17 protein-coding genes are annotated in these 21,912 nt (G+C 66.4%); 9 read left to right on the top strand and 8 right to left on the bottom strand.

Annotated features, from left to right (window positions below; translation table 11 throughout):
- Positions 1-17: 17 nt before the first annotated feature.
- From ACMW4R_RS03280 to dnaA, 7 genes are all read right to left on the bottom strand, one after another.
- Positions 18-422, bottom strand: coding sequence for a DUF3566 domain-containing protein (locus ACMW4R_RS03280; RefSeq protein ID WP_058596192.1), 405 nt, complete (start codon positions 420-422; stop codon positions 18-20).
- Positions 419-3,049: a DNA gyrase subunit A gene (gene gyrA, locus ACMW4R_RS03275; RefSeq protein ID WP_058596193.1), complete on the bottom strand. Its 2,631-nt coding sequence runs from the start codon at positions 3,047-3,049 to the stop codon at positions 419-421. Before gyrA ends, ACMW4R_RS03280 begins: the two co-directional genes overlap by 4 nt.
- A 71-nt stretch (positions 3,050-3,120) precedes the next feature.
- Entirely contained in the window at positions 3,121-5,154 is a 2,034-nt protein-coding gene (gene gyrB, locus ACMW4R_RS03270; RefSeq protein ID WP_058596194.1) for a DNA topoisomerase (ATP-hydrolyzing) subunit B, read from the bottom strand.
- Positions 5,155-5,272: 118 nt separating this feature from the next.
- On the bottom strand, positions 5,273-5,761 hold the full coding sequence (locus ACMW4R_RS03265) for a DUF721 domain-containing protein (protein WP_058596224.1): 489 nt from the start codon (positions 5,759-5,761) through the stop codon (positions 5,273-5,275).
- A complete protein-coding gene (gene recF, locus ACMW4R_RS03260; protein ID WP_058627690.1) occupies positions 5,754-6,905 on the bottom strand; it encodes a DNA replication/repair protein RecF in 1,152 nt (383 codons plus the stop codon). The genes ACMW4R_RS03265 and recF overlap by 8 nt, the downstream gene beginning before the upstream one ends.
- A 70-nt stretch (positions 6,906-6,975) precedes the next feature.
- A complete protein-coding gene (gene dnaN, locus ACMW4R_RS03255) occupies positions 6,976-8,127 on the bottom strand; it encodes a DNA polymerase III subunit beta (protein ID WP_058596196.1) in 1,152 nt (383 codons plus the stop codon).
- 448 nt (positions 8,128-8,575) lie between these two features.
- Positions 8,576-9,991, bottom strand: a complete 1,416-nt coding sequence (gene dnaA, locus ACMW4R_RS03250; RefSeq protein ID WP_058596197.1) for a chromosomal replication initiator protein DnaA — start codon at positions 9,989-9,991, stop codon at positions 8,576-8,578.
- A gap of 296 nt (positions 9,992-10,287) precedes the next feature.
- On the opposite strand from dnaA, the gene rpmH reads away from it, so the two are divergent.
- The 9 genes from rpmH to ACMW4R_RS03205 all read left to right on the top strand — a co-directional run bounded on the left by rpmH (position 10,288) and on the right by ACMW4R_RS03205 (position 21,111).
- Entirely contained in the window at positions 10,288-10,425 is a 138-nt protein-coding gene (gene rpmH / locus ACMW4R_RS03245) for a 50S ribosomal protein L34 (protein WP_013584598.1), read from the top strand.
- A gap of 8 nt (positions 10,426-10,433) precedes the next feature.
- Positions 10,434-10,772: a ribonuclease P protein component gene (rnpA, locus tag ACMW4R_RS03240; RefSeq protein ID WP_058596198.1), complete on the top strand. Its 339-nt coding sequence runs from the start codon at positions 10,434-10,436 to the stop codon at positions 10,770-10,772.
- Positions 10,769-11,125 carry a membrane protein insertion efficiency factor YidD gene (yidD, locus tag ACMW4R_RS03235; RefSeq protein WP_058596199.1) on the top strand — a complete coding sequence of 119 codons (357 nt, stop codon included), beginning with the start codon at positions 10,769-10,771 and terminating at the stop codon, positions 11,123-11,125. The genes rnpA and yidD overlap by 4 nt, the downstream gene beginning before the upstream one ends.
- A gap of 2 nt (positions 11,126-11,127) precedes the next feature.
- On the top strand, positions 11,128-12,207 hold the full coding sequence (gene yidC, locus ACMW4R_RS03230; protein ID WP_193751221.1) for a membrane protein insertase YidC: 1,080 nt from the start codon (positions 11,128-11,130) through the stop codon (positions 12,205-12,207).
- A gap of 15 nt (positions 12,208-12,222) precedes the next feature.
- The gene (locus tag ACMW4R_RS03225) at positions 12,223-12,726 is read left to right on the top strand and encodes a protein jag (protein WP_193751220.1); all 504 of its coding nucleotides are present in this window, start codon (positions 12,223-12,225) and stop codon (positions 12,724-12,726) included.
- Between the two features lie 9 nt (positions 12,727-12,735).
- Positions 12,736-13,365, top strand: coding sequence for a 16S rRNA (guanine(527)-N(7))-methyltransferase RsmG (gene rsmG / locus ACMW4R_RS03220; protein ID WP_058596202.1), 630 nt, complete (start codon positions 12,736-12,738; stop codon positions 13,363-13,365).
- Between the two features lie 5,458 nt (positions 13,366-18,823).
- A complete protein-coding gene (locus ACMW4R_RS03215; RefSeq protein WP_418299139.1) occupies positions 18,824-19,741 on the top strand; it encodes a ParA family protein in 918 nt (305 codons plus the stop codon).
- Positions 19,741-20,721 (top strand): ParB/RepB/Spo0J family partition protein, encoded by a 981-nt coding sequence (locus tag ACMW4R_RS03210; RefSeq protein ID WP_418299138.1) that lies wholly within the window; start codon positions 19,741-19,743, stop codon positions 20,719-20,721. The genes ACMW4R_RS03215 and ACMW4R_RS03210 overlap by 1 nt, the downstream gene beginning before the upstream one ends.
- A gap of 42 nt (positions 20,722-20,763) precedes the next feature.
- Positions 20,764-21,111: a hypothetical protein gene (locus tag ACMW4R_RS03205; protein ID WP_058596205.1), complete on the top strand. Its 348-nt coding sequence runs from the start codon at positions 20,764-20,766 to the stop codon at positions 21,109-21,111.
- 443 nt (positions 21,112-21,554) lie between these two features.
- Here ACMW4R_RS03205 and trxA read toward each other — a convergent pair whose 3' ends face one another.
- Complete coding sequence (trxA, locus tag ACMW4R_RS03200) at positions 21,555-21,878, bottom strand: thioredoxin (RefSeq protein ID WP_058596206.1); 324 nt, start codon at positions 21,876-21,878, stop codon at positions 21,555-21,557.
- Between the last annotated feature and the right edge of the window lie 34 nt (positions 21,879-21,912).

Raw genomic sequence — 21,912 nt, 5'->3', positions numbered from 1 at the left:
GTTTTTCCGAATCGGCCTCAGTTCGAGGTGAAGCCGACCAGGAGACCGCCGGTGACCTTGACCGCCAGGTTGTAGATTCCGGCGACGACGGCGCCGAGAACCGTGATGACGACCAGGTTGAGGATCGCGACGATCGCCGCGAACGCCATCACCTGGGGGAGCCCGACGTACTGCGAGAGTGTGGCGCCGCCGTCGGTGAAGCTCGTGAAGAACTCGTCCAGCTTCGTGATGAGGCCCGTGGCGCTGACGACGAGGTAGATGAGGAAGTACGAGACCACGGTCACGATCGCGACCGCCACGGCGGCCAGGAACGACAGTTTCACCGCCGACCAGAAGTCGATGTAGACCAGGCGCAGGCGCACCTGCTTGGCGGGGGTCTTGTGAGTCGACTTCTTAGCGAGCTTGTCGGCTACCGTGCTCATGCGTCAGTACTTTCCTCGGGGGTCTCGGGAGCGGAGGCGTCGGCCTCGTCCGCAGGGGCTGCGGCGGGCTCCGTGGTCGTCTCCGTCGTCTCTGCCAAGTTGCGTTCGGCGTTTCGAGCGATCGCGATGATGCGATCGTCGCCTCCAGCTCGGGCGAACACGACACCCATCGTGTCACGTCCCTTGGCGGGCACCTCGGCCACGGCAGAGCGTACCACCTTGCCGCTGGCAAGAACCACAAGGACCTCGTCACCCTCGGAGACCATCATTCCGCCCGCGAGGACGCCCCGATCGTCGGTCAGACGGGCCACCTTGATGCCCAGACCGCCGCGGTTCTGCATGCGATACTCGGTCACCGCGGTGCGCTTGGCGTAGCCGCCCTCGGTCACGACGAAGACGTACTCGTCGTCCTTGGCGACGGATGCCGAGAGCAGGCTGTCGCCCTCGCGGAAGTCCATGCCCTTCACGCCCGACGTCGACCGACCCATCGGGCGCAGCGCACTGTCGGTCGCGGAGAAGCGCAGCGACATGCCCAGCCGACTGATGAGGAGGATGTCGTCGCCCTCGTCGACCAGCAGGGCGCTCACCAGTTCATCGGCCGCGCCAGGCTCGGTGTCGTCGCCCTCCTCGGCCACCTGGCCGCGGAGCTTGATCGCGATGACACCGCCCTGCCGGTTGGTGTCGTACTCGTCGAGGCGCGTCTTCTTCACCAGACCGTTGCGGGTCGCCAGCACCAGGTAGGTGGCGACGCTGTAGTCGCGGATGTCGAGGATCTGCGCGATCTCTTCGTCGGGCTGCAGGGCGAGGAGGTTCGCCACATGCTGGCCCTTGGCATCCCGTCCCGCCTCCGGGACCTCGTAGGCCTTCGACCGATAGACGCGGCCCTTGTTCGTGAAGAACAGCAGCCAGTGGTGCGTCGTGGTGACGAAGAAGTGCTCGACGACGTCGTCGGCGCGCAGCTGCGCACCCTTCACGCCCTTGCCGCCGCGATGCTGCGACCGGTAGTTGTCGCTGCGCGTGCGCTTGATGTAGCCGTCGCGCGTGACGGTGATGACCATCTCTTCTTCGGCGATCAGGTCTTCGATCGACACGTCGCCGTCGAAGCCGTGCAGGATCTGCGTGCGACGGTCGTCGCCGAAGCGGTCGACGATCCCGGTCAGCTCGTCACGGATGATCGTGCGCTGGCGGGCAGGGGTCGCGAGGATGTCGTTGAAGTCCGCGATGCGGGCCTCGAGCTCGGTCGCCTCGTCGACGATCTTCTGCCGTTCGAGCGCTGCCAGACGACGCAGCTGCATGTCGAGGATGGCCTGCGCCTGGATGTCGTCGATGTCGAGGAGCTTCTGCAGTCCCTCGTTGGCATCCTGAGCCGTCGGAGACCGGCGGATGAGCGCGATCACCTCGTCGAGGGCGTCGAGCGCCTTCAGGTAGCCGCGCAGGATGTGCATGCGCTCTTCGGCCTTGCGGAGGCGGTACCGCGTCCGGCGCACGATGACGTCGAGCTGGTGGTCGATCCAGTGGCTGATGAAGCCGTCGAGCGACAGGGTGCGGGGCACCCCGTCGACGATCGCCAGCATGTTCGCGCCGAAGTTCTCCTGCAGCTGGGTGTGCTTGTAGAGGTTGTTCAGCACGACCTTGGCGACCGCGTCGCGCTTGAGGACGACGACGAGGCGCTGGCCCGTGCGACCCGAGGTCTCGTCGCGGATGTCGGCGATGCCGGTGATCTTGCCCTCGCGAGCGAGGTCGCCGATCTTGACCGCGACGTTGTCGGGGTTCACCTGGTACGGCAGCTCGGTGATCACGAGGCACGTACGGCCCTGGATCTCCTCGATGTTGACGACGGCGCGCATTGTGATCGAACCGCGACCGGTGCGGTAGGCGTCCTTGATTCCTCGGGTTCCGAGGATCTGCGCGGCGGTCGGGAAGTCGGGCCCCGGGATGCGCTCCATGAGCGCTTCGAGCAGCTCCTCGCGGGTGGCATCCGGGTTCTCGAGAGCCCACAGCGCGCCGGCGGAGACCTCGCGGAGGTTGTGCGGCGGGATGTTCGTGGCCATACCGACCGCGATACCGACCGAGCCGTTGACGAGCAGGTTCGGGAAGCGCGACGGCAGGACGACGGGCTCCTGCGTCTGACCGTCGTAGTTGTCCTCGAAGTCGACGGTCTCTTCTTCGATGTCGCGCACCATCTCGAGCGCGAGCTGCGACATCTTCGTCTCGGTGTAGCGAGGGGCAGCCGCTCCCTGGTTGCCCGGGGAGCCGAAGTTGCCCTGCCCCAGCGCCAGGGGGTACCGCAGCGACCAGGGCTGCACGAGCCGGACGAGGGCGTCGTAGATCGGCGCGTCACCGTGGGGGTGGTAGTGCCCCATCACCTCGCCGACGACACGGGCGCACTTCGAGAACGACTTGTCGGGGCGGAAGCCGCCGTCGTACATGCCGTAGATCACGCGGCGGTGGACCGGCTTGAGACCGTCCTCGACACGCGGCAGTGCGCGGCCGACGATGACGCTCATCGCGTAGTCGAGGTAGCTCCGCTGCATCTCGAGCTGGAGGTCGACCTGGTCGATCCTGCCGTGGTTGTGCGCGGGTTCCGACCGGACGTCGTCGGGCTCGGGCGTGATGTCGTCAGCCATGTCTTCTCAGTTTCGTAGTACGTCGTCGATCGTCGTCGTGAGGTTCCGTGCGGGGTCGCGCGGGCGAGAGATCAGATGTCGAGGAAGCGGACGTCTTTGGCGTTGCGCTGGATGAAGCTGCGACGCGACTCGACGTCTTCACCCATGAGCACGGAGAAGATCTCGTCGGCGGCCGCGGCGTCGTCGATCGTCACCTGCTTCAGGGTGCGCGTCTCGGGGTCCATCGTGGTCTCCCAGAGCTCGTGGTCGTTCATCTCACCGAGACCCTTGTAGCGCTGGATGCCGTTGTCCTTGGGGATACGGCGACCGGCGGCCTGGCCGTCGACGAGCATCGCGTCGCGCTCACGGTCGCTGTAGGCGTACTCGTGGGGGTGGTTGGACCACTTCAGGCGGTAGAGGGGCGGCTGGGCGAGATAGACGAAACCGGCCTCGATGAGTCCGCGCATGTAGCGGAACAGCAGGGTCAGAAGCAGCGTGGTGATGTGCTGGCCGTCGACGTCGGCATCGGCCATGAGCACGATCTTGTGGTACCGCGCCTTGGCCATGTCGAAGTCTTCGCCGATGCCCGTGCCGAAAGCCTGGATCATCGCCTGGACCTCTTTGTTGCCCAGTGCGCGGTCGAGACGCGCGCGCTCGACGTTGAGGATCTTGCCGCGCAGCGCCAGGATCGCCTGCGTGTGCGGGTCGCGGCCCTGCACGGCCGAACCGCCGGCGGAGTCACCCTCGACGAGGAAGATCTCGCTGATCGAGGGGTCCTTCGAGGTGCAGTCCTTGAGCTTGTCGGGCATCGCGGCCGACTCGAACACGCTCTTGCGGCGAGCGGTCTCGCGCGCCTTGCGCGCGGCCAGACGTGCGGTCGCGGCATCGATCGCCTTGCGGATGATGTTCTTCGCCTGGCCCGGGTTGCGGTCGAACCAGTCGCCGAGCTTGTCGCCGACGACCTTCTGCACGAAGGCACGCGCCTCGGTGTTCCCGAGTTTCGTCTTGGTCTGGCCTTCGAACTGCGGCTCCGACAGCTTCACCGAGATGACGGCGGTGAGTCCCTCGCGGATGTCGTCGCCGGTGAGGTTGTCGTCCTTCTCTTTGAGCAGGTTGTTCGCGCGGGCATAGCGGTTGACCAGCGTGGTCAGCGCGGCGCGGAAGCCCTCTTCGTGGGTGCCGCCCTCGTGCGTGTTGATCGTGTTCGCGTACGTGAACACGTTCTCGGTGTACGCGGTGGTCCACTGCATCGCGAGCTCGAGCGCGATGTGGCGCTCGGTGTCTTCCGACTCGACCTCGATGATCTCGTCGTTGACGACATCGGCCTTGCGCACACGGTTGAGGTGCTCGACGTAGTCGACGAGACCGCGCTCGTAGAGGAACGAGTCGTTCCGCGCCTCGGTGACCTCTTCGCCCGGCTCGCCCTCGACGACCACCGACTGCGGACGCTCGTCGCGGAGGCTGATGCGCAGACCCTTGTTGAGGAACGCCATCTGCTGGAAACGCGTGCGGAGGGTGTCGTAGTCGAAGTCGATGGTGTCGAAGATCGTGGCATCGGGCCAGAACGTGATCGTCGTCCCGGTCTGGTCGCTCTCTTCGCCCTTCTCGAGCGGAGCGAGAGGGTGCCCGCCGTCGCGGAACGACTGGCGCCACACGTGCCCCTGCCGCTTGACCTCGACCTCGAGGCGGGTCGACAGCGCGTTCACGACCGATGAGCCGACGCCGTGCAGACCGCCGGACACGGCGTATCCGCCACCGCCGAACTTTCCGCCGGCGTGCAGGACCGTGAGCACGACCTCGACCGTCGACTTGCCCTCGGTGCGGTGCATGTCGACGGGGATACCGCGGCCGTTGTCGACGACGCGGACAGCGCCGTCGCTGAGGATCGTGACCTCGATCGTGTCGCAGTACCCGGCCAGGGCCTCGTCGACGGAGTTGTCGACGATCTCTTGGACGAGGTGGTGCAGGCCCCGCTCGCCGGTGGAGCCGATGTACATGCCGGGGCGCTTGCGCACCGCCTCGAGACCTTCGAGCACCTGGATGGCGTCGGCCCCGTACTCGTTGGGAACCTTGGTGGAGGGTGCTTCGGGTTCCTCGGAAACGCTGTCGGGGTTTTCGGACGTCATGGGTACGCGCGCTCCAGATCGGTTCTCGGAGCTTCCATCCTATCGCGCGCGACCTGCAGAAATGGCGTGTACGCCCCTACGCGGGGATAAATCGGGTCGAGGCGGGATCGACCATGGCCTAGCCGTAGGTATCGCGCGGGCCGCGGCCTGGAACGGCTCTGGGCCCCCATTTCCAGGAGGGGACGTCCGGCCCCACGAACCGGATCGCCTCGACACCCGCCTCGGGGAAGCGACGCAGGATCTCCGACAGGATCTGCGCGCGCATGAGCTGGAGCTGCTTCGCCCACGCGGTGGAGTCGGCCTGGACAGTGAGTGTGCCGGCGTCCAGAGCGACCGGGCGGGTGTGCGCGGCCGTGTCGGCGCCGGCGACGTCGTGCCAGGTGCGAACCAGATCCTCGCGTGCAAGCTGCGGCTCCCACCCCGCCGACTGCGTCAGCGTCGAGAGCACGTCCCCGAGCCCGCGCGGGTCGCGGCCGGGGGTGAAAGGGGCGTTCTCGTCGTCGTCGGTCCGCCGACGACGCCTCTTCTTGCGGTAGGGCGAGGGTTCGAGGCCACGAAGGCGGAGGTAGGTCGCCATCGTCTCGGGCAGTTCGGTCTCGTCACTCATCGTCGTCACTCACGATCCGACCCGCCTCCACTCGAACCACGTGGGCGCGGAGGCCGTCGGGGACGTCCTCTTCGACCGCGGAGGTGACGATCACCTGCTCATATCCGCCGACGAGCTCGGCGAGGCGCGCGCGGCGTCCGGCGTCGAGCTCTGCGAAAACATCATCGAGGATCAGGACGGGGTCTCCGAGACGTGACTCCGCGCGCAGGATCTCGGCCGAGGCGAGGCGCAGAGCGAGCGCGACCGACCAGGACTCTCCGTGCGAGGCGTAGCCCTTCACGGGCAGGTTGCGGACACGCAGCACCAGATCGTCGCGGTGCGGACCGACCAGTGTCAGCCCCCGCTCGAGCTCGGCGGAGCGGCGAGCGGCGAGGGCGGCGCGGAACTGGTCGGCGAGAGGCCCGGCCGACGCGGGGGTGGCCGCCTCGCCCTCTTCGGGATCGCCGCCACCGACGGAGAGTGCCCACTCGAGGCGCGGTTCGTGGTCGGCGCCCGCGATCGCCGCGTAGGCGCGTGCGACGGGTTCGGACAGATCGGATGCCAGCGCCAGGCGCGCCTCGATGAGCTCGGTCCCGAGGGTGACCAGCTTGTCGTCCCACACGTCGAGCGTGCCGAGGGCGTCGCCGCGCACTCCTCGCGCCCGAGCGGACTTCAGCAGAGCGGTGCGCTGACGCAGGACCCTGTCGTAGTCGGCGACGACAGCGGCCATGCGGGGGCTCCGCTGCACGATGAGCTGGTCGGCGAAGCGCCGGCGTGCGGACGGGTCACCGCGGACGATCTGAAGATCTTCGGGCGCGAAGAGGATCACCTGCGCATAGCGCGGCAACTCGGCGGTGCGGACGTTCACGCCGTTCACACGCGCGCGATTGGAGCCCTGGCGATTGAGCTGCAGTTCGAGGAGGACGTTGCGCTCTCCGTGAGCGAGACGCGCGCGGACGATCGCGGCATCCGCCCCGTCCTTCACCATCGGCGCGTCACTGGACACGCGGTGAGAACCGAGTGTGGCGAGATAGGCGACCGCCTCGACGAGATTCGTCTTCCCCTGGCCGTTCCGCCCGACGAAGACGTTGGCGCCCGTGGCGAGCGAGACGTCGACTTCCGCGTAATTGCGGAAATCCCTCAGTCCCAGCTGCTCCACGATCACCGAGTCAGACTACCCGCCGCCTCCGACACCGAAGCCCGAGGATCAGCCCGAGGATCGGCCCGGGGCCGGCTCAGCGCAGCAGCAGGTTCGGCTGGAGCAGGTACTTGAACGTGCCCTCGCCGCCCTTGTCGACCGAGGTCTGCGGGGTGACCAGCACGGGACTCAGCTTGTTCGCGTTGTCGCTCGAGGTGAACGTGATGCGCGTGAACTCGCTGCGCACCGCGCCGAGCGATTCGAGCAGGTACTGCGGGTTGAGGCCGAGCGTGACCTCGTCGCCGACCAGCGTGGCATCCACTGTCTCGGTGGCGCGCGCCTGCTCGGTGCCCGACGCGTCCATCGACACACCGTCGGCGCCGAAGGTGAAACGCAGCGGAGCGGAGCGGTCGAGGACGAGCGCCACGCGACGGACGGCTTCGGCCAGCTCGGCGGTGTTGACGACGCTGTGGTGCTCGGTCTGCTCGGGGAAGAGCCGGCGCACCGGGGGGAAGTTCCCCTTGATGAGCAGCGACGTCACGGTCTTGTTCGCGGCCGTGAACGCGATGATCTCGCGGTCACCGGACCCCGAGAAGGCGATGGAGATGTCACCGCCGTGCGCGAAGGTCTTGCCGACCTCCTGCAGGGTGCGCGCGGGCACCAGCGCCGACGTCGTCTCGTCGGATGCCGCCTGCCCGCCGTCCCACGGGATCTCGCGCAGCGCGACGCGGTAGCGGTCGGTGGCGACGAGGCTGAGCCGTGTCCCGCTCACCTCGAGCTGGACACCGGTGAGGACCGGGGTGACGTCGTCGCGGGATGCCGCGAAGGCCACCTGCGCGATAGCGGTGGCGAACTCGTCCGCGGGGACCAGACCCGACTCACCCGTGACCTCGGGGATCGCGGGGTACTCCTGGACGGGCATCGAGGCGAGGGTGAACCGCGCCGACCCGCACGTGAGCAGGATGCCACCGTCGTCGTCGACAGCGATCTGGATGGGTGCGTTCGGCAGGCGGCTGGCGATGTCGCTGAGGAGACGACCGTGGACGAGGATCGTGCCGGGCTCGTCGACCGTCGCCTCGATCGTCGTACGCGCGGACGCTTCGTAGTCGAACGCGGCGAGCGTGAGTCCCTGATCGCCGGCCTCGATGAGCACACCCGCGAGGATCGGCTGCGGATTGCGCTGAGGCAGGAGCTTGACCACGAACGAGACGGCTTCGCTGAACACATCGCGATTGACGTGGAACTTCACGGACGCTCCCTTGACGGCGGGTATGGCTTACCCATGCTAGTCCCCGACCGAGGCGCCCCCGATGTGCGTGCCCTCGCACCACAAGGTCATCGAATCTCTCTTAACTCAAAGGGGATCTTTCATCTTGTTAACAGCTGTGGAGAGTGTGGATAACTCGATGGATCCCTGTTAACAGAAGGGAACGACACGACTGTGACCTGTGGAGGCGTTGCGGAGAGTCTGCGCAGTTAACACGACGGCGCTCGGCGGGGGTGCGCCTGTCGTCCACAGGTTAGGGCGCGTCGTACACAAGTCATCCGCAGAGATTTTGAGTTATCCACAGGTTTTCCACACTGTGTAGAACCTGCCGAAAAGTCTCCGCGGAAGAGGTTGTGACGGGTTCTCCCGGCCGAAAAAGACGAAAGGCCCGACCGCGGATGCGGACGGGCCCGGTGCGGGAGACGAGCTCTCAGCGCATACGTCCGAGTTGGCTCGTGATCTCCGACACCTGGTTGAAGATGGATCGACGCTCCTTCATGAGGTCGCTGATCTTCTTGTAGGCGTACATGACGGTCGTGTGGTCGCGGTTGCCGAAGAGCTGTCCGATCTTGGGCAGTGACAGGCTCGTGCGCTCACGGCAGAGATACATCGCGATCTGCCGGGCGGTGGCGACGGCCTGTGATCGGCTCGAACCGTAGAGGTCGTCGACCGAGAGCTTGAAGTACTGCGCAGTCGCCGTGATGATGTCGGTCGGTGAGACGACATTGGCGTCGTCCTGATCGATGATGTCGCGGAGCACCGTCTGCGCGAGCGACATGTCGAGGGTCGACCGGTTCAGGCTCGCGAACGCGGAGACACGGATGAGAGCACCCTCGAGCTCGCGGATGTTGGATGACACCACCGTGGCGATGTACTCGAGGACGTCGTCGGGAATGAGGAGACGTTCGCTCTGCGCTTTCTTGCGGAGGATCGCGATGCGGGTCTCGAGGTCGGGCGCCTGCACATCGGTGATGAGGCCCCACTCGAAGCGACTCCGCATGCGGTCCTCGAAGCCCGTGAGCTGCTTCGGGGGCAGGTCGCTCGTGATGACGACCTGCTTGTCGTGGTCGTGCAGGGTGTTGAACGTGTGGAAGAAGGCTTCCTGCGTCTCGGCACGCCCCTGGAGGAACTGGATGTCGTCGATCAGAAGGATGTCGACGTCGCGATATCGGGCCTGGAACGCCGAGCCGCGGTTGTTCGCGATCGAGTTGATGAAGTCGTTCGTGAACTCTTCGCTCGAGACGTATCGGACGCGGATGCCGGCGTACATGCTCGCGGCGTAGTCGCCGATCGCGTGGAGAAGGTGGGTCTTGCCCAGCCCCGAGTCCCCGTAGATGAAGAGCGGGTTGTAGGCCTTCGCCGGCGCTTCGGCCACGGCGACGGCCGCTGCGTGGGCGAACCGATTGGACTGGCCGATGACGAAGTTGTCGAACGTGTACTTCGGGTTGAGCCGGGTGTCGCTGCGGGATGCCGGCACGATCGGTTCCGGCGCCTGCTCGGGGATGAGTGAATGAGCGGCGGGGGCCGGCGCGGGGCGGTCGTCGGCGGGAGCGGGCCGCGGCGAATCGATCAGGTCGGGGTTGACCACCACGCGGAACCCGTTCACTTCGGGGTCTGATCCCTGAACCTGGGTCAGCGCCTCGAGGATGGGTGCACGCATGCGCTTGTTCATCTGCGCGGCGGTCAGATCGTTGGGGACGTCGAGATACAGCGTGCCGCCCATGACGCCCTGAGGAACGGCGAGGTTGAGGAAGCCGTGGAGCTGCGGCGTGACGCGCTCATCCTCGAGGAGGTGGTCGAGCACGGCGGACCAGACGGGAACATCCGGTACTTCGTGCAATGACATGTCCCCTCCGGGATCTCGGCGCGCGGGCAGACCGACGGAGTCGCGTCGAACCTGTGGATAACTTCCGGGGCCACGCTAGTTCGCGGCTCATCCGGAGCAAAATCCACTGTAGAACGCTGTCGCGTGTCTTTGCCACGCCTGTGGACAACGACTGGGGATAATGGGCGGTCGGTTTCTCGGTTTGAGTTAAGGGCGCGCGCGACGTAGCCTTAGTCGGTTGACTTATGCCTATACGGCAGTCCCGACCCACGTCCCCGGCAGAAGAGCATCGGGCGACACCACCTCCGGAGTGACCCATGAGCAAGCGCACTTTCCAGCCCAACAACCGTCGCCGCGCCAAGAAGCACGGCTTCCGCGCCCGCATGCGCACGCGCGCCGGCCGCGGCATCCTCGCGGCCCGTCGTGCCAAGGGCCGCACCGAACTCTCGGCCTGACCCACCTAGTGCTCGCGAAGCCGAACCGACTCACCCGCGGATCGGACTATAAAGCCACTGTCCGCCGGGGCACTCGGTGCGCCGGAACCCATGCCGTGACGTACGTCGGCAGCGTGGACGAAGACGGCCCCGCCCGTTTCGGTTTCATCGTGAGCAAGCAGGTCGGATCCGCGGTCACCCGCAACACCGTCCGCCGCCGCCTGAAGGCGGTGTGCGCCGAGGCGCTCCCGTCTGTCCGCGGGGGCGCCTCGGTCGTGATCCGGGCTCTCCCCTCTTCAGCGACCGCCGACTACGCGTCGCTCCGGTCCGACGTCCTTCGTTGCTTGCAGCGGAAGGCCTTCGTATGAGCGCCTCGACCCTCCCCACCTCGTCCACCGGGACCGCCCACTTCGAGCTGTCCGCGGTGGTGGCATCCATCCCGCTCCTCCCCCGGAACGCGGGACTGGCCCTGTTGCACGCGTATCGCGCGACGATCTCGCACGTCTATGGCGACGTCTGCAAGTACTACCCGTCCTGTTCTGCCTATTCGGTAGGCGCCGTGCAGCAGCACGGACTCGTCAAGGGTGTCGCGCTGACCGCGGCCCGCCTCGCACGCTGTCATCCCTGGGCTCAGGGAGGCATCGACGATGTCCGTCCTCACCGCGCCTTCCGTCACGAACTCACTCCGCACGGATTCGTCGTGCCCTCCCGGAAGGACTGATCGTGCAATTCGATCTCATTGGGACCATCCTCTGGCCGTTGAAATGGATGGTCGAGCTCGTGCTGGTGGGCTGGCACGCGCTGTTCACGGCGTTGGGCATGGCGCCGGCCGCGGGCCTCACCTGGGTGCTCTCGATCGTGGGTCTCGTGCTCATCGTGCGTGCCGCCCTGATCCCGCTCTTCGTGAAGCAGATCAAGAGCCAGCGCAAGATGATGGAGATCGCTCCGGAACTGCGCAAGGTGCAGGAGAAGTACAAGGGCAAGCGCGACCAGCTGTCTCGCGAGGCGATGAGCCGCGAGACCATGGCTCTGTACAAGAAGCACGGCACGACACCGGTCTCGAGCTGCCTCCCGCTCCTGGTGCAGATGCCGATCTTCTTCGCCCTGTTCAGCGTGCTGAACGACGTGTCGAAGCACGCCGCGAGCGGCGTCGGTGGTGTGGGTCTGCTCACCCCCGAGCTCACGACCGAGTTCTACGACGCGCGTCTGTTCGACGTGGCATCCATGCACGTGAACCTTGTGACGGCGTGGAGCCAGCCCGACGGCCAGGTCACCGTGGCGATCCTGCTCACGCTGGTGGTGCTGATGATCGCGTCGCAGTTCTTCACGCAGCTGCAGATCATCTCGAAGAACCTCTCCCCCGAGGCGAAGACCGGCCAGGCGTACCAGATGCAGAAGGTGATGCTCTACATCCTTCCGCTGGCGTTCATCTTCTCGGGCGTCTTCTTCCCGCTCGGTGTCGTCATCTACTGGTTCGTCAGCAACCTGTGGACGATGGTCCAGCAGTTCGTCGTCATCCGCGAGATGCCGACCCCCGGATCGGACGCGGCCAAGGCCCGCGAAGAGCGCCTCGCGCGCAAGGGCAAGGCGATCGATTCGAGCGGCAAGGTCGTCCCGATCGAGAAGTACCGCGCCGAGCAGCAGCGTCTCCTCGAAGAGGCTGAGCGCGCCCGTGCAGCGCAGCCCAAGCGGCAGCAGCCGGTCGGCAAGCAGCGTGCCAAGAAGCAGCAGGGCGGCACCAAACCCGGCGGCTCCCCCGCGCGCCCGGCATCCGGTTCCGCCGCATCCGACCCTTCCTCCTGACGACCCGGAGACATCATGACGACGTCCGAGCAGATCTCGACCGACCAGAACGCCGCCACCGAAGAGCAGCTCGAGCAGGAGGGCGACATCGCCGCCGACTACCTCGAGGGACTGCTCGACATCGCCGACATCGATGGTGATCTCGCCCTCGACGTGCGTGCCGGGCGGGCTTACGTGTCCGTGGAGGCGGACGATGCGAGCGCGCTGTCGTCGCTGTCGCACCCCGACACGGTTCAGGCCCTCCAAGAACTCACGCGTCTCGCCGTGCAGAACGCGACCGGTCGCTTCTCGCGACTGATCCTCGACGTGGGCGGCTCGCGCGACGCGCGCCAGCGTCAACTCGAGAACCTCGTCGACCGGGCGATCGAGCGCCTGGACGAGGGTGCGTCGCAAGCGTCCCTTCCCGCGATGTCGAGCTACGAGCGCAAGCTCGTCCACGACATCGCGGCTCAGCGCGGCTGCGTGTCCGAATCCTTCGGTGAGGGCGCGGACCGTCACACCGTTCTGCGTCGCAGCTGAGGACCCGGGATGCCGTTGGAGCTGGAGGCGGAGCCCGCGGTCGCCGCGGAGATCTTCGGTGATCGTCTCGGCCTCGCTCGGCGTTTCACCGAGGCTCTCGCGCAGCATGGCGAGGAACGCGGTCTGATCGGTCCGCTCGAGGTTCCGCGCTTGTGGACTCGTCACATCCTCAACAGTGCTGTCGCGGCGCCCTTCTTCGAAGGTCAAGCAGCGGACATCGGGTCGGGGGCCGGTCTGCCGGGGATCGTCCTCGCGATCGCGCGCCCGGACGTTCATTGGACGCTCATCGAGCCGATGGAGCGCCGGACGATCTGGTTGACCGAGCAGGCGGAGAGTCTCGGGCTCTCGAACGTCACGGTCGCTCGCATGCGCGGCGAAGAGTGGACCGGTGGGCGTTCGTTCGACGTCGTCACCGCGCGTGCGGTGAGTGCGCTGCGCACGCTGCTCTCCTTCACCGCTCCCCTGGTTCGTCCGGGTGGTCGGCTGGTGCTCCTGAAGGGGGCGAACGTCGCGGCCGAGATCGACGCGGCCGCGAAGCAGGTGCGCCGCTTTGGACTGACCGATGTGCGCGTCGAGGTCGTCGGTGAGGGGCAGTTGGACGAGCCGACGCGCGTTTTCGTGGCGACGGTGTCGCGCTGACGATCTCCCTCATCCCGCCGACTTGCGGCGTACCCCTTCCTGATTGACGTCAGCGGTTGTGGTGCCTATCTCGCGGTTTCGGGTGAGGCTTCGGTGGCACTGTTCTCGTGCGGGGCTCGCAGAGACAGGGGCGGATGCCGCGTGCCGGTCGACCGGAATCAGCGCGCGGCCGAGCGAGCTGCGACCGGCGGAGAACTCATCGATCGTGCGGGTGATTCTGGGACACGGGGCGCTTATGGACGGCGCGTGTGCGCTCGTCCGACGGGCGTGGCGCGGTGATCTGCGTCCTTCACTTGAGCGCGAAGGCGACCGCGATAGAGTGTGGAAGGCTTGTCTGACAAGTTGGTCGTGGCTTACGCGACCACGAAGACCCTTGCGAGGTAGTCAGTTAGATCGCAGGGGTGTCGGCGCGAACCCTGCGCGTGGTGCGTTGTGGTCTCTGTTGCCGGCTTGGCGCTCGAGCGTTGGCATCCGTGTTCCACGTGAAACGGTGTTGGGCGAGGTCCGCGGGGTCGAGCGTGGACGGACATCTTGACCTCGGTGACGCACTGCGCGCGCCGGCGGCGAGAGGGTGCGATCTCGCCGGACCGATGGGCGTGGCCTGGCTTTGAGCGACTCGCTCGGGAGTCATCTGGCAATGACGCCGGGCGGCGCCGCACCGCCTCCGAAGGCCTGCGTCCGGACTGCGGACAGGAGAGGATCCACGTGAAGTGCGCCGACCAATCCGGCGCACATCTCTTTCGGGACACGTGGTCCGCCCGAGGCCGAATCGGATGGCCCGGCGAAGGCGGCAGTGGATATCTCGCCTCTCCCCCATGATCTCCGGACGTCGCTCAGGCGGGAAACCTCTCGCATCGTGAGCGCTGGAGATGCGTGACGAACGGAGTTCGCGTGATCGAAGGAGTGGACGGCTTCAGAGTGGTGATCCGCCCCGTCATGTACCGCTATCGGACGCGAAGACGAGCCCGGGAGTGGGCCGGACCACAACGACGTCCGCGGCGGAGGCGTGATCGGCGCGCAGCGCTCGGTGACTGATGCGACGGGCGCCACGGTCGGTAGAGCCGATCACATCTCGCCCGCATGAACGGGGCGCGGGTTGGCCGTGGGCCGTAGTGCGCGTAGGGCTGATGGCGCGCGAGCGTTCTCCCGGGCTCTCCCCCATGTCGCGAGCATGGACGGTAGCAGCGACCGTGTTCGTGCGAGATGCGTCTGATTCGTCTTCGTCTTCAGCGCATAGGCGGGAGCGTGGCGAGACGGTGATGCGGACAACGACGGTCGGGCTCGCGCTGGAGATGACAGAGACAGGCACGTTGCGATGGGGGTTGTTCGGGTCGCGCCGGCGCCAGCCGGGGTCAGCGGGCGCACCTGGAGGGGACGCTCCGACTGCAAGTTGTGCTCACATCAGCGCTCAGGCGGAATCGCACACGCTTCTGCGCCTCGGCGGGCTGGAGTCTGTGAGTGTCGTGCTGTTGGACCTCGAGCCGGCGTCCTAGCGTGCGTTGGCTGGCACCCCTGGCTGCGTGCGCGTCCTCGGGTGGTGCCTCTCCAGCTATCGCGTTCGCCGGTCACCGAGGCGGGTGACGCGATGGTCAGCTGCTGTCTCGGGAGTCGAGGCACCGAGGAGTGTCCTCGTCGACCTGCGTGCAGGCGAAGAAGCGCAGGTCGGTTGGAGGGAGCCGCGATGTACCTCCGCCAGAGAGGCATGACTGAGGGTCTGGATTGCGAGCCGCGGGCATCTGCGACCCGCGGCGAACATCGCGCGGTGATGGATGCGATTTGCCGCCCAGGATCAGGTTGTGAGCGCAATGAGGCGGCAAGATGAGCCGCTGCGGGGCCCGTGTCAGATGGATTCCGTGACTCGATATGCGGGCAGCTACTGGTTCGGACCCGCCCTGACCGCGTGGTGACTGTCGCGGGCCCGATGTTCCTCGCTGCGAATGCGTGTGCGCGCGCATTCTGGGCCCGTACGGCCGGGCTTGATGTTTCACGTGAAACGTACCGCGCTGCCCGCCGTGAATCTCGCGGGGTCTCATCGCCATAGTCGTGAGTGTGAGTGTGAGTGTGAGTGTGAGCGTGAGCGTGAGCGTGAGGCGCCTGGCGTTCGAAAGCACGTGATACCCCACCCCCATGCGTAGCTCGTCCAGCACCTCTGGTCCGTGTGTTTCACGTAAAACATGCACGGCAACGTGCCCACTTTCCGGCTGCCCGGGAGCGCGGGTGGGCGCTGCGTACCTACGGTGAGAACGCGCGCCATCCGGCGTGCGCAATGACCTCCTGCCGCACCAGCGCGTAGGTACCGCGGCAGCTGACGCCGTATGAAACGGGAAACGATCGTCGCGCTGGCACCTGGCGATATCGCGCGGGGTCCGATGCCGACGCGGACCTGCTCGTCGACGGCGCCGGCCGCCGCATGTGTTCGCGCGAGGAGCCGACGTGGCCAGGTCGTGGCGACGATGCGTTCCGCTGCTCGCGCACGTCGACCATGGCGTGGATGTCGGGAGCGGATGACGTGGTCGACCGTTCCGTCACCCAGACGAACCCCAACGCTCACGCATGCCACATGTTGATGGAATCGAGCGAGGGAGCACGGAATGCTCATCGAAGCAACATTGGGGCGATGAGGGATCAGAGGGTTCGGACCCACCGTCGAGCCTAGGAGCAACTCGCCACGGTCCTGGAATCAGCGAGGCGCGACAGAAGCTCGCCGGTCCAAACGTCGCCGGGCGCGCCAGAGCGAGGACCATGACCGAGAGCTCGAAGCGTGATGGTGTGATGGAGAGGCCGGCGATCGGCTCCAGTGCGAAGCTCCTCCCCCAGATCCCGGCTCGTCCGGCGGCAGCTAGGAAAGTGTCCAAGGAGTCGACCGAGTGGTGGCAGGTAGGAACGCTTTCCCGGAACTGATCGGGTGGTGGACGCCGTCCTGCGGACGGTAGAGCACGCCAGCTGCGCCCTCCCATTGTCGTGACTCCGGGCCGCCGACGATGTCCTCCGAGGCGGGATCGGGCTCATATCGAGGGTCAATGCCATCGGGCCGACAGGCGGAGCGTGGCGTTCGCCACGGTGAACGGTCTGGAAGAGAGTCGTCGTGCTGCCATGAGACTAAGTACCTGGCGACCGAGACGACACATGTTTCACGTGAAACTTGCCCTCGGACGGGGCTATGCGGCCTCGCACGGGGCAATGCGGGTGGTGGCCGTGGGTGGCGAAACACACGCGGGGGCTGCGATGCCCGCTCGTCAAGGTCGCAAACGGAGTCCTTGCCCGACCACAGGCCTGGTTCTCCAAGCGAGTGCCTTCGTAACGGAAGTGCGCCAGAAGGAAGGCATCCGGACTACGCCGTCGAGGACTCGTCGGTCTCACGGACCGGCCGTACGTCCGCACGCTGCCGCCGCGACGGCTGTTTCACGTGAAACCTCGCTCTCGCTGTCCAACACACGGGCGGTAGGTAGGGCCGCACAAGCGGGCATTACGACTGCGCCAGTGAGGGCGAAATCGGTGCTTGTGGGCGAGGATGGCTGCGCTTCCCCGAAGTGAATCGGTACCGATCCACTGACCGAGGTTGCACGAGCTGTAGAGGGTCACGGGCCCCACCTGAGAGGTGGGACCTCTCCTGTCGCGGCGCCAGCTCTCAACTGACAGCAGAGTGAGTGAGCTCGCGCTGCAGCGGATCTCTTAAAGCTCGCCGCCCGCCCGTGGCCGCACAAGCTGCCGCGAACGAATGGGGCACCATCCCGCGGATCGCGAACTCGAAGCGAGCGGGACACGGGTACTGATGCTCCCACGATCGAGCGACTGCACTCCGCTCATGGCGTCATGTCGACGAGCTCTCGGCTCGTGTGCTTACGTTCGTACAGCCCGGGGCCTCCCGTTCCGATCTGGGCGCGGCGTGAACTTGATCGACGCCGTGTGGTCTGGTTGGGACGAAGGTTGCCAGCGGGTCCTCGCTCGTCGACTCGCGAGATGTCGAATCATCTGACGGGCGGTGTATTGGCTGTTGGCACACTGCCCCTGCCAATGCCGTCGGACACTGTCGCAGGGCGTGCGTTGATTTGGGCGTGAAGACGACCGCGACGTGCAAGCCGTGCGCGGAAGCCTTCTATCGCGGGGCCTGGTGGGCTGACGGGTGGTCTGTTGGCTGTTGGCACTGTCCCTGCGAATGTTGTCCGACACTGTCGCAGGGCGTGCGTTGATTTGGGCGTGAAGACGACCGCGACGTACAAGCCGTGCGCGGAAGCGTTCTATCGCGGGACCTGGGGTGCTGACGGGTGGTGTTTCACGTGAAACGTTCCTAATGAGCTCGGCGGGGCATCGAGCCAGTCGGGGCCGAGAATCGACGCACCAGCTCCCCCTCGAACCAAGCAGCCCGGGTGTTGGCGTTGAGAGTAGACACGACACGATCGGGATTCGTGGAGGGTGGCGGTGCTCGTTCACCGTCGCCGGGTCATCACGCGATGTCTGGGCACCAGTGGAGACCAGATGGTTTGAGATGTCAGGGGGAAACGGATCGACGGATGAGTGATGCCTATCCGTGATTGCTGGGATGGGAGTCCTCGCTCAGTAACGCACCAGGGAGCCGACCTACGGGATGTTTCACGTGAAACACCCGCTCCACCCCAGCCCACACGTGCTTTCTATGTGGCGCGTAGAACAACGACCAGCGCCATGAACTGGCCGTGGCCACGCCCCAAGGGGCAAGATTTCGGGCCGAGGACTACGCCGGCACGCGTCAATCGATGACGTGCTGAACGACTACGGTTCGGTGGCGTTCATTGAACGTGTCTTGCGGTGTCATTGCGGTTCGCGGGGCCGCTGGAGGAAGGCGGTTGGCCGCATCTTGCTGGTAGGACCGAATTCGTCAGTCCGCGTCGGAGAAGACCGGCCGTCCGCGCCGGGCGGTCCGTCCGCTCGCTAGTCCCCGTGGCTCGGGACCCGCGAACCGCCCACGACGAGACCCGCTGTGCGGGCCGCCTCAGGTGCGCGCTGTCGACCCTCGCCGTTGGAACCCGCTGCATCGCCTGTCCGTGGCGTCGAATCGGGGATCCTGCCCCAGCATCCGGGGAAGGCAATGTCCGCGCATCGAAGCGGATGCTCGCGCGAAGAAAATCAGAAGGAGTCGCGAACCACGAGCCATGGTCGTCTCCGCAAAGCAGGCGCTGTCATCATGTCGTGACCCATCGCATGAGTTGGGCCTACAAACGGCGCCTGCGGCACGCGGGACTTGTCACCCGGCGCTCGCGGCGACGTCGCCGCGCCCCGCCACCTTCTCGTGGGCGCCCCGACCGCCCTCGGCGAGGTCGAGGAGACGCCCACCCCGGGGACGGCTGGCATCCCGAATGCCTCGGAGAGATGATTTTCACCCTCCCCGGAAAGCCTGTGGATAACCGGCCCGCGTCGATCATCGCGACAGCCGCGCGGGTAGACTGGGCGAGTTCGGCGACGGCAAGGGAGAGCGTTTCACGTGAAACAGTCCGACGAAACGCCATCGTCATCCTCGTTCTTCGACTCCCCCATCGCACGCGAGATCGCTCATCTCTCAGCGCGTCGACGGGCGCTCGAGAGCGCGAAAGTCGAGCTCTCCGGTCGCACCCGCGTCTTCACGGTGTCGAACCAGAAGGGCGGCGTCGGTAAGACGACGACCACGGTCAACATCGCCGCCGCTCTCGTGTCGGTCGGAGCTCGCGTGCTCGTGATCGACCTCGACCCGCAGGGGAATGCCTCCACGGCTCTGGGGGTTGCGCACAACGCGGAGACCACCAGCATCTACGACGTCCTCATCAACGAGGTGCCTCTCGCCGAGATCGTCCAGACGAGCCCCGAATCGCCGAACCTCCTGTGCGCGCCGAGCACGATCCACCTCGCCGGCGCGGAGATCGAGCTGGTGTCACAGGTCGCTCGCGAGCACCGTCTTCGGGGAGCGCTGCGCGACTACCTCGCCATCGACGGCAATCATCTCGACTTCGTCATCATCGACTGTCCTCCGTCGCTGGGTCTGCTCACGATCAATGCCTTCACGGCGGCCGACGAGGTCATGATCCCGATCCAGTGCGAGTACTACGCGTTGGAAGGATTGAGCCAGCTTCTGGGAAGCGTTCAGATGATCCAGAAGCACCTCAACCCAACCCTGCATGTCTCCACGATTCTTCTCACCATGTACGACGGCCGTACCCGTCTGGCTCAGCAGGTAGCCGACGAGGTGCGTTCCCACTTCGCGAACGAAGTGCTCGATACCGTGATCCCGCGTTCTGTGCGCGTCTCGGAGGCGCCGAGCTTCGGGCAGACCGTGATCGCGTACGATGGCCAGTCAGCGGGCGCCATCGCCTACCGCGAAGCGGCGGTCGAGATCGTCAACCGCGACACCACGACGAAGGGCTCCTGATGGCGAAGAGGACCGGACTCGGGCGCGGTATCGGCGCCCTCATCCCGACGGCGGAAGCATCGGAGGCGCGTCCCGTCGACGTGTTCTTCCCTGGTGCTTCCTCGAAGGATTCGTCGGTCAAGACAGAATCCCCCGCGGGAACGGACGCGACGTCGCCGGCGAGCGACCTCGTTTCGGTGCCGGGCGCTCGACTCGTACACATCGACCCCAAGGCGATCGTCCCCAACCCTCGTCAGCCACGTACGCACTTCGACCCCGAAGACCTCGCGGAGCTCGTGCACTCCGTGCGGGAGTTCGGTGTGCTCCAGCCCGTGGTCGTCCGCGACAAGGGCGATGGCACCTATGAACTGATCATGGGCGAGCGCCGGACGCGCGCTTCGCGGGAGGCGGGCCTCGAGTCCATCCCCGCCGTGGTTCGCGAGACCGACGACGAGTACCTGCTGCGTGACGCGCTCCTCGAGAACCTCCACCGCTCCCAGCTCAACCCCCTCGAAGAGGCGTCCGCCTACCAGCAACTCCTCGAGGACTTCGGCATCACCCAGGAGGAGTTGGCCACTCGCATCGGTCGCTCTCGCCCACAGATCAGCAACACCATTCGCTTGCTGAAGCTCCCCGTGCCTGTCCAGCAGCGCGTGGCGGCGGGTGTGCTCAGCGCGGGGCACGCTCGTGCGATCCTGTCGCTCGACGACCCGCAGGAGATGCAGAAGCTCGCTGACAAGATCGTCAACGAGGATCTCTCCGTGCGCGCGGCGGAAGCAGCGGCCAAGATGCCGGGTGTCTCCCCCGCACGTCAGAAGCCCAAGGCAGGGTCGCGACGATCCGGTCTCGACGACGTCGCCGAGCGGCTCGGCGACCGACTCGACACCAAGGTCCGCGTGTCACTGACGGCCAAGAAAGGCCAGATCAGCATTGATTTCGCGACGATTCAGGACCTGAATCGAATCCTCTCCGCCCTGGGCGAAGTGAGCTACACCGGCTGACCGGGAGGCCCAGGTGTCGCCGGTCGCGCGTACCCTGGAAAGGTGACCGCGAACGAGCAAGACCCGCCCCGGCGGGCGAGTCTGGAACTGCTGCGGGCAGAGGCATCCGACGAACTGGCGGTGCTGATCCATGAGCGGCTGCGCGGTGGCGAGGATCCGTGGGACTTCATGGAGGACCTCCCGAGTGTCGATGAGCTCGTCGTCCTGACGCTGCGGGCCGACAACATCGCCGAGAACGGCGGGCAGCGACCCAACCGCGCGCGCAACTACCGCGTGCTGCGGCAGATCGCTCTCGACTATCCCCCGCTCACGCGCGCTGTGTGGCGCATCCTGGGCGAAGAAGAGCCCCATCGGCGCTGGGATGCCAGCGTACGTCTCGACGCGTCCTGACGGCCCTCAGGCGCCTGACGCCGTCCTACCAACCGGTACGACGCTCTCAGCCCGTGCGGCGCGCTCCCTGCGCGGCGTAAGACCCCGCACGCCGCGGTCACCGCACACCCCGTATGCCGCACAACCCGGCACGACGTTCAGCCCGGCACGACGTTCAGCCCGAGCGGCGCACACCTGGCACGACGCGGTGCGCGTGCGGTTCACACCCCGGCAGGACACGGTCCGCGCGACGCAAACGCCGCAGCGCGCCCTCCGCGGCATCCTTTCCCCACCGTCTCGACGATGCAACTTCCATGGGCCTCACGCCTGCGCCAGCACCCCGGGCGTGATCGAGCGCGGGCCCTGCTCGGCATCCATCGTCCCCGGCGATCCCCGCGTCGATATGCCCCGGAAACGACGAATCCCCGACGCCGAAGCGCCGGGGATCCGATTCGCGAGGGGACTCAGCCGATGAACGGCGCGAGGTCCTGCTCGAGCGCGTACTTGGGCTTCGCGCCGATGATGGTCGTCTTGACCTCGCCGCCCTGGAACACCTTCATCGCGGGGATCGAGGTGATCTGGTACTTCATCGCGAGGTCGGGGTTCTCATCGACGTTGAGCTTGAGGATCGTGATCTTGCCCGAGTTCTCGGACTGGATCTCGTCGAGCACGGGGGCGACCATGCGACACGGTCCACACCACTCGGCCCAGAAGTCCACGAGAACGGGTCCGTCGGCCTGCAGGACGTCCTGCTCGAAGGTCGCGGAGGTCGTCGCCTTGGCGGTCATGTGCTTTTCTCCTTAGTGAGAGCGTCAGTTGATG

The sequence above is a fragment of the Microbacterium sp. S1037 genome (assembly GCF_048381605.1).
Lineage (GTDB): Bacteria > Actinomycetota > Actinomycetes > Actinomycetales > Microbacteriaceae > Microbacterium > Microbacterium testaceum_B.
The sequence above is the reverse complement of the archived record's forward strand: the minus strand, read 5'-3'. Positions and strand labels throughout refer to the sequence as shown.

What these genes read in the sequence shown, in the direction of transcription:
- ACMW4R_RS03280 (WP_058596192.1), bottom strand. Translation starts at nt 422, where the DNA reads ATGAGCACGGTAGCCGACAAGCTCGCTAAGAAGTCGACTCACAAGACC.
- gyrA (WP_058596193.1), bottom strand. Translation starts at nt 3,049, where the DNA reads ATGGCTGACGACATCACGCCCGAGCCCGACGACGTCCGGTCGGAACCC.
- gyrB (WP_058596194.1), bottom strand. Translation starts at nt 5,154, where the DNA reads ATGACGTCCGAAAACCCCGACAGCGTTTCCGAGGAACCCGAAGCACCC.
- ACMW4R_RS03265 (WP_058596224.1), bottom strand. Translation starts at nt 5,761, where the DNA reads ATGAGTGACGAGACCGAACTGCCCGAGACGATGGCGACCTACCTCCGC.
- dnaA (WP_058596197.1), bottom strand. Translation starts at nt 9,991, where the DNA reads ATGTCATTGCACGAAGTACCGGATGTTCCCGTCTGGTCCGCCGTGCTC.
- rpmH (WP_013584598.1), top strand. Translation starts at nt 10,288, where the DNA reads ATGAGCAAGCGCACTTTCCAGCCCAACAACCGTCGCCGCGCCAAGAAG.
- yidD (WP_058596199.1), top strand. Translation starts at nt 10,769, where the DNA reads ATGAGCGCCTCGACCCTCCCCACCTCGTCCACCGGGACCGCCCACTTC.
- ACMW4R_RS03225 (WP_193751220.1), top strand. Translation starts at nt 12,223, where the DNA reads ATGACGACGTCCGAGCAGATCTCGACCGACCAGAACGCCGCCACCGAA.
- rsmG (WP_058596202.1), top strand. Translation starts at nt 12,736, where the DNA reads ATGCCGTTGGAGCTGGAGGCGGAGCCCGCGGTCGCCGCGGAGATCTTC.
- ACMW4R_RS03210 (WP_418299138.1), top strand. Translation starts at nt 19,741, where the DNA reads ATGGCGAAGAGGACCGGACTCGGGCGCGGTATCGGCGCCCTCATCCCG.
- trxA (WP_058596206.1), bottom strand. Translation starts at nt 21,878, where the DNA reads ATGACCGCCAAGGCGACGACCTCCGCGACCTTCGAGCAGGACGTCCTG.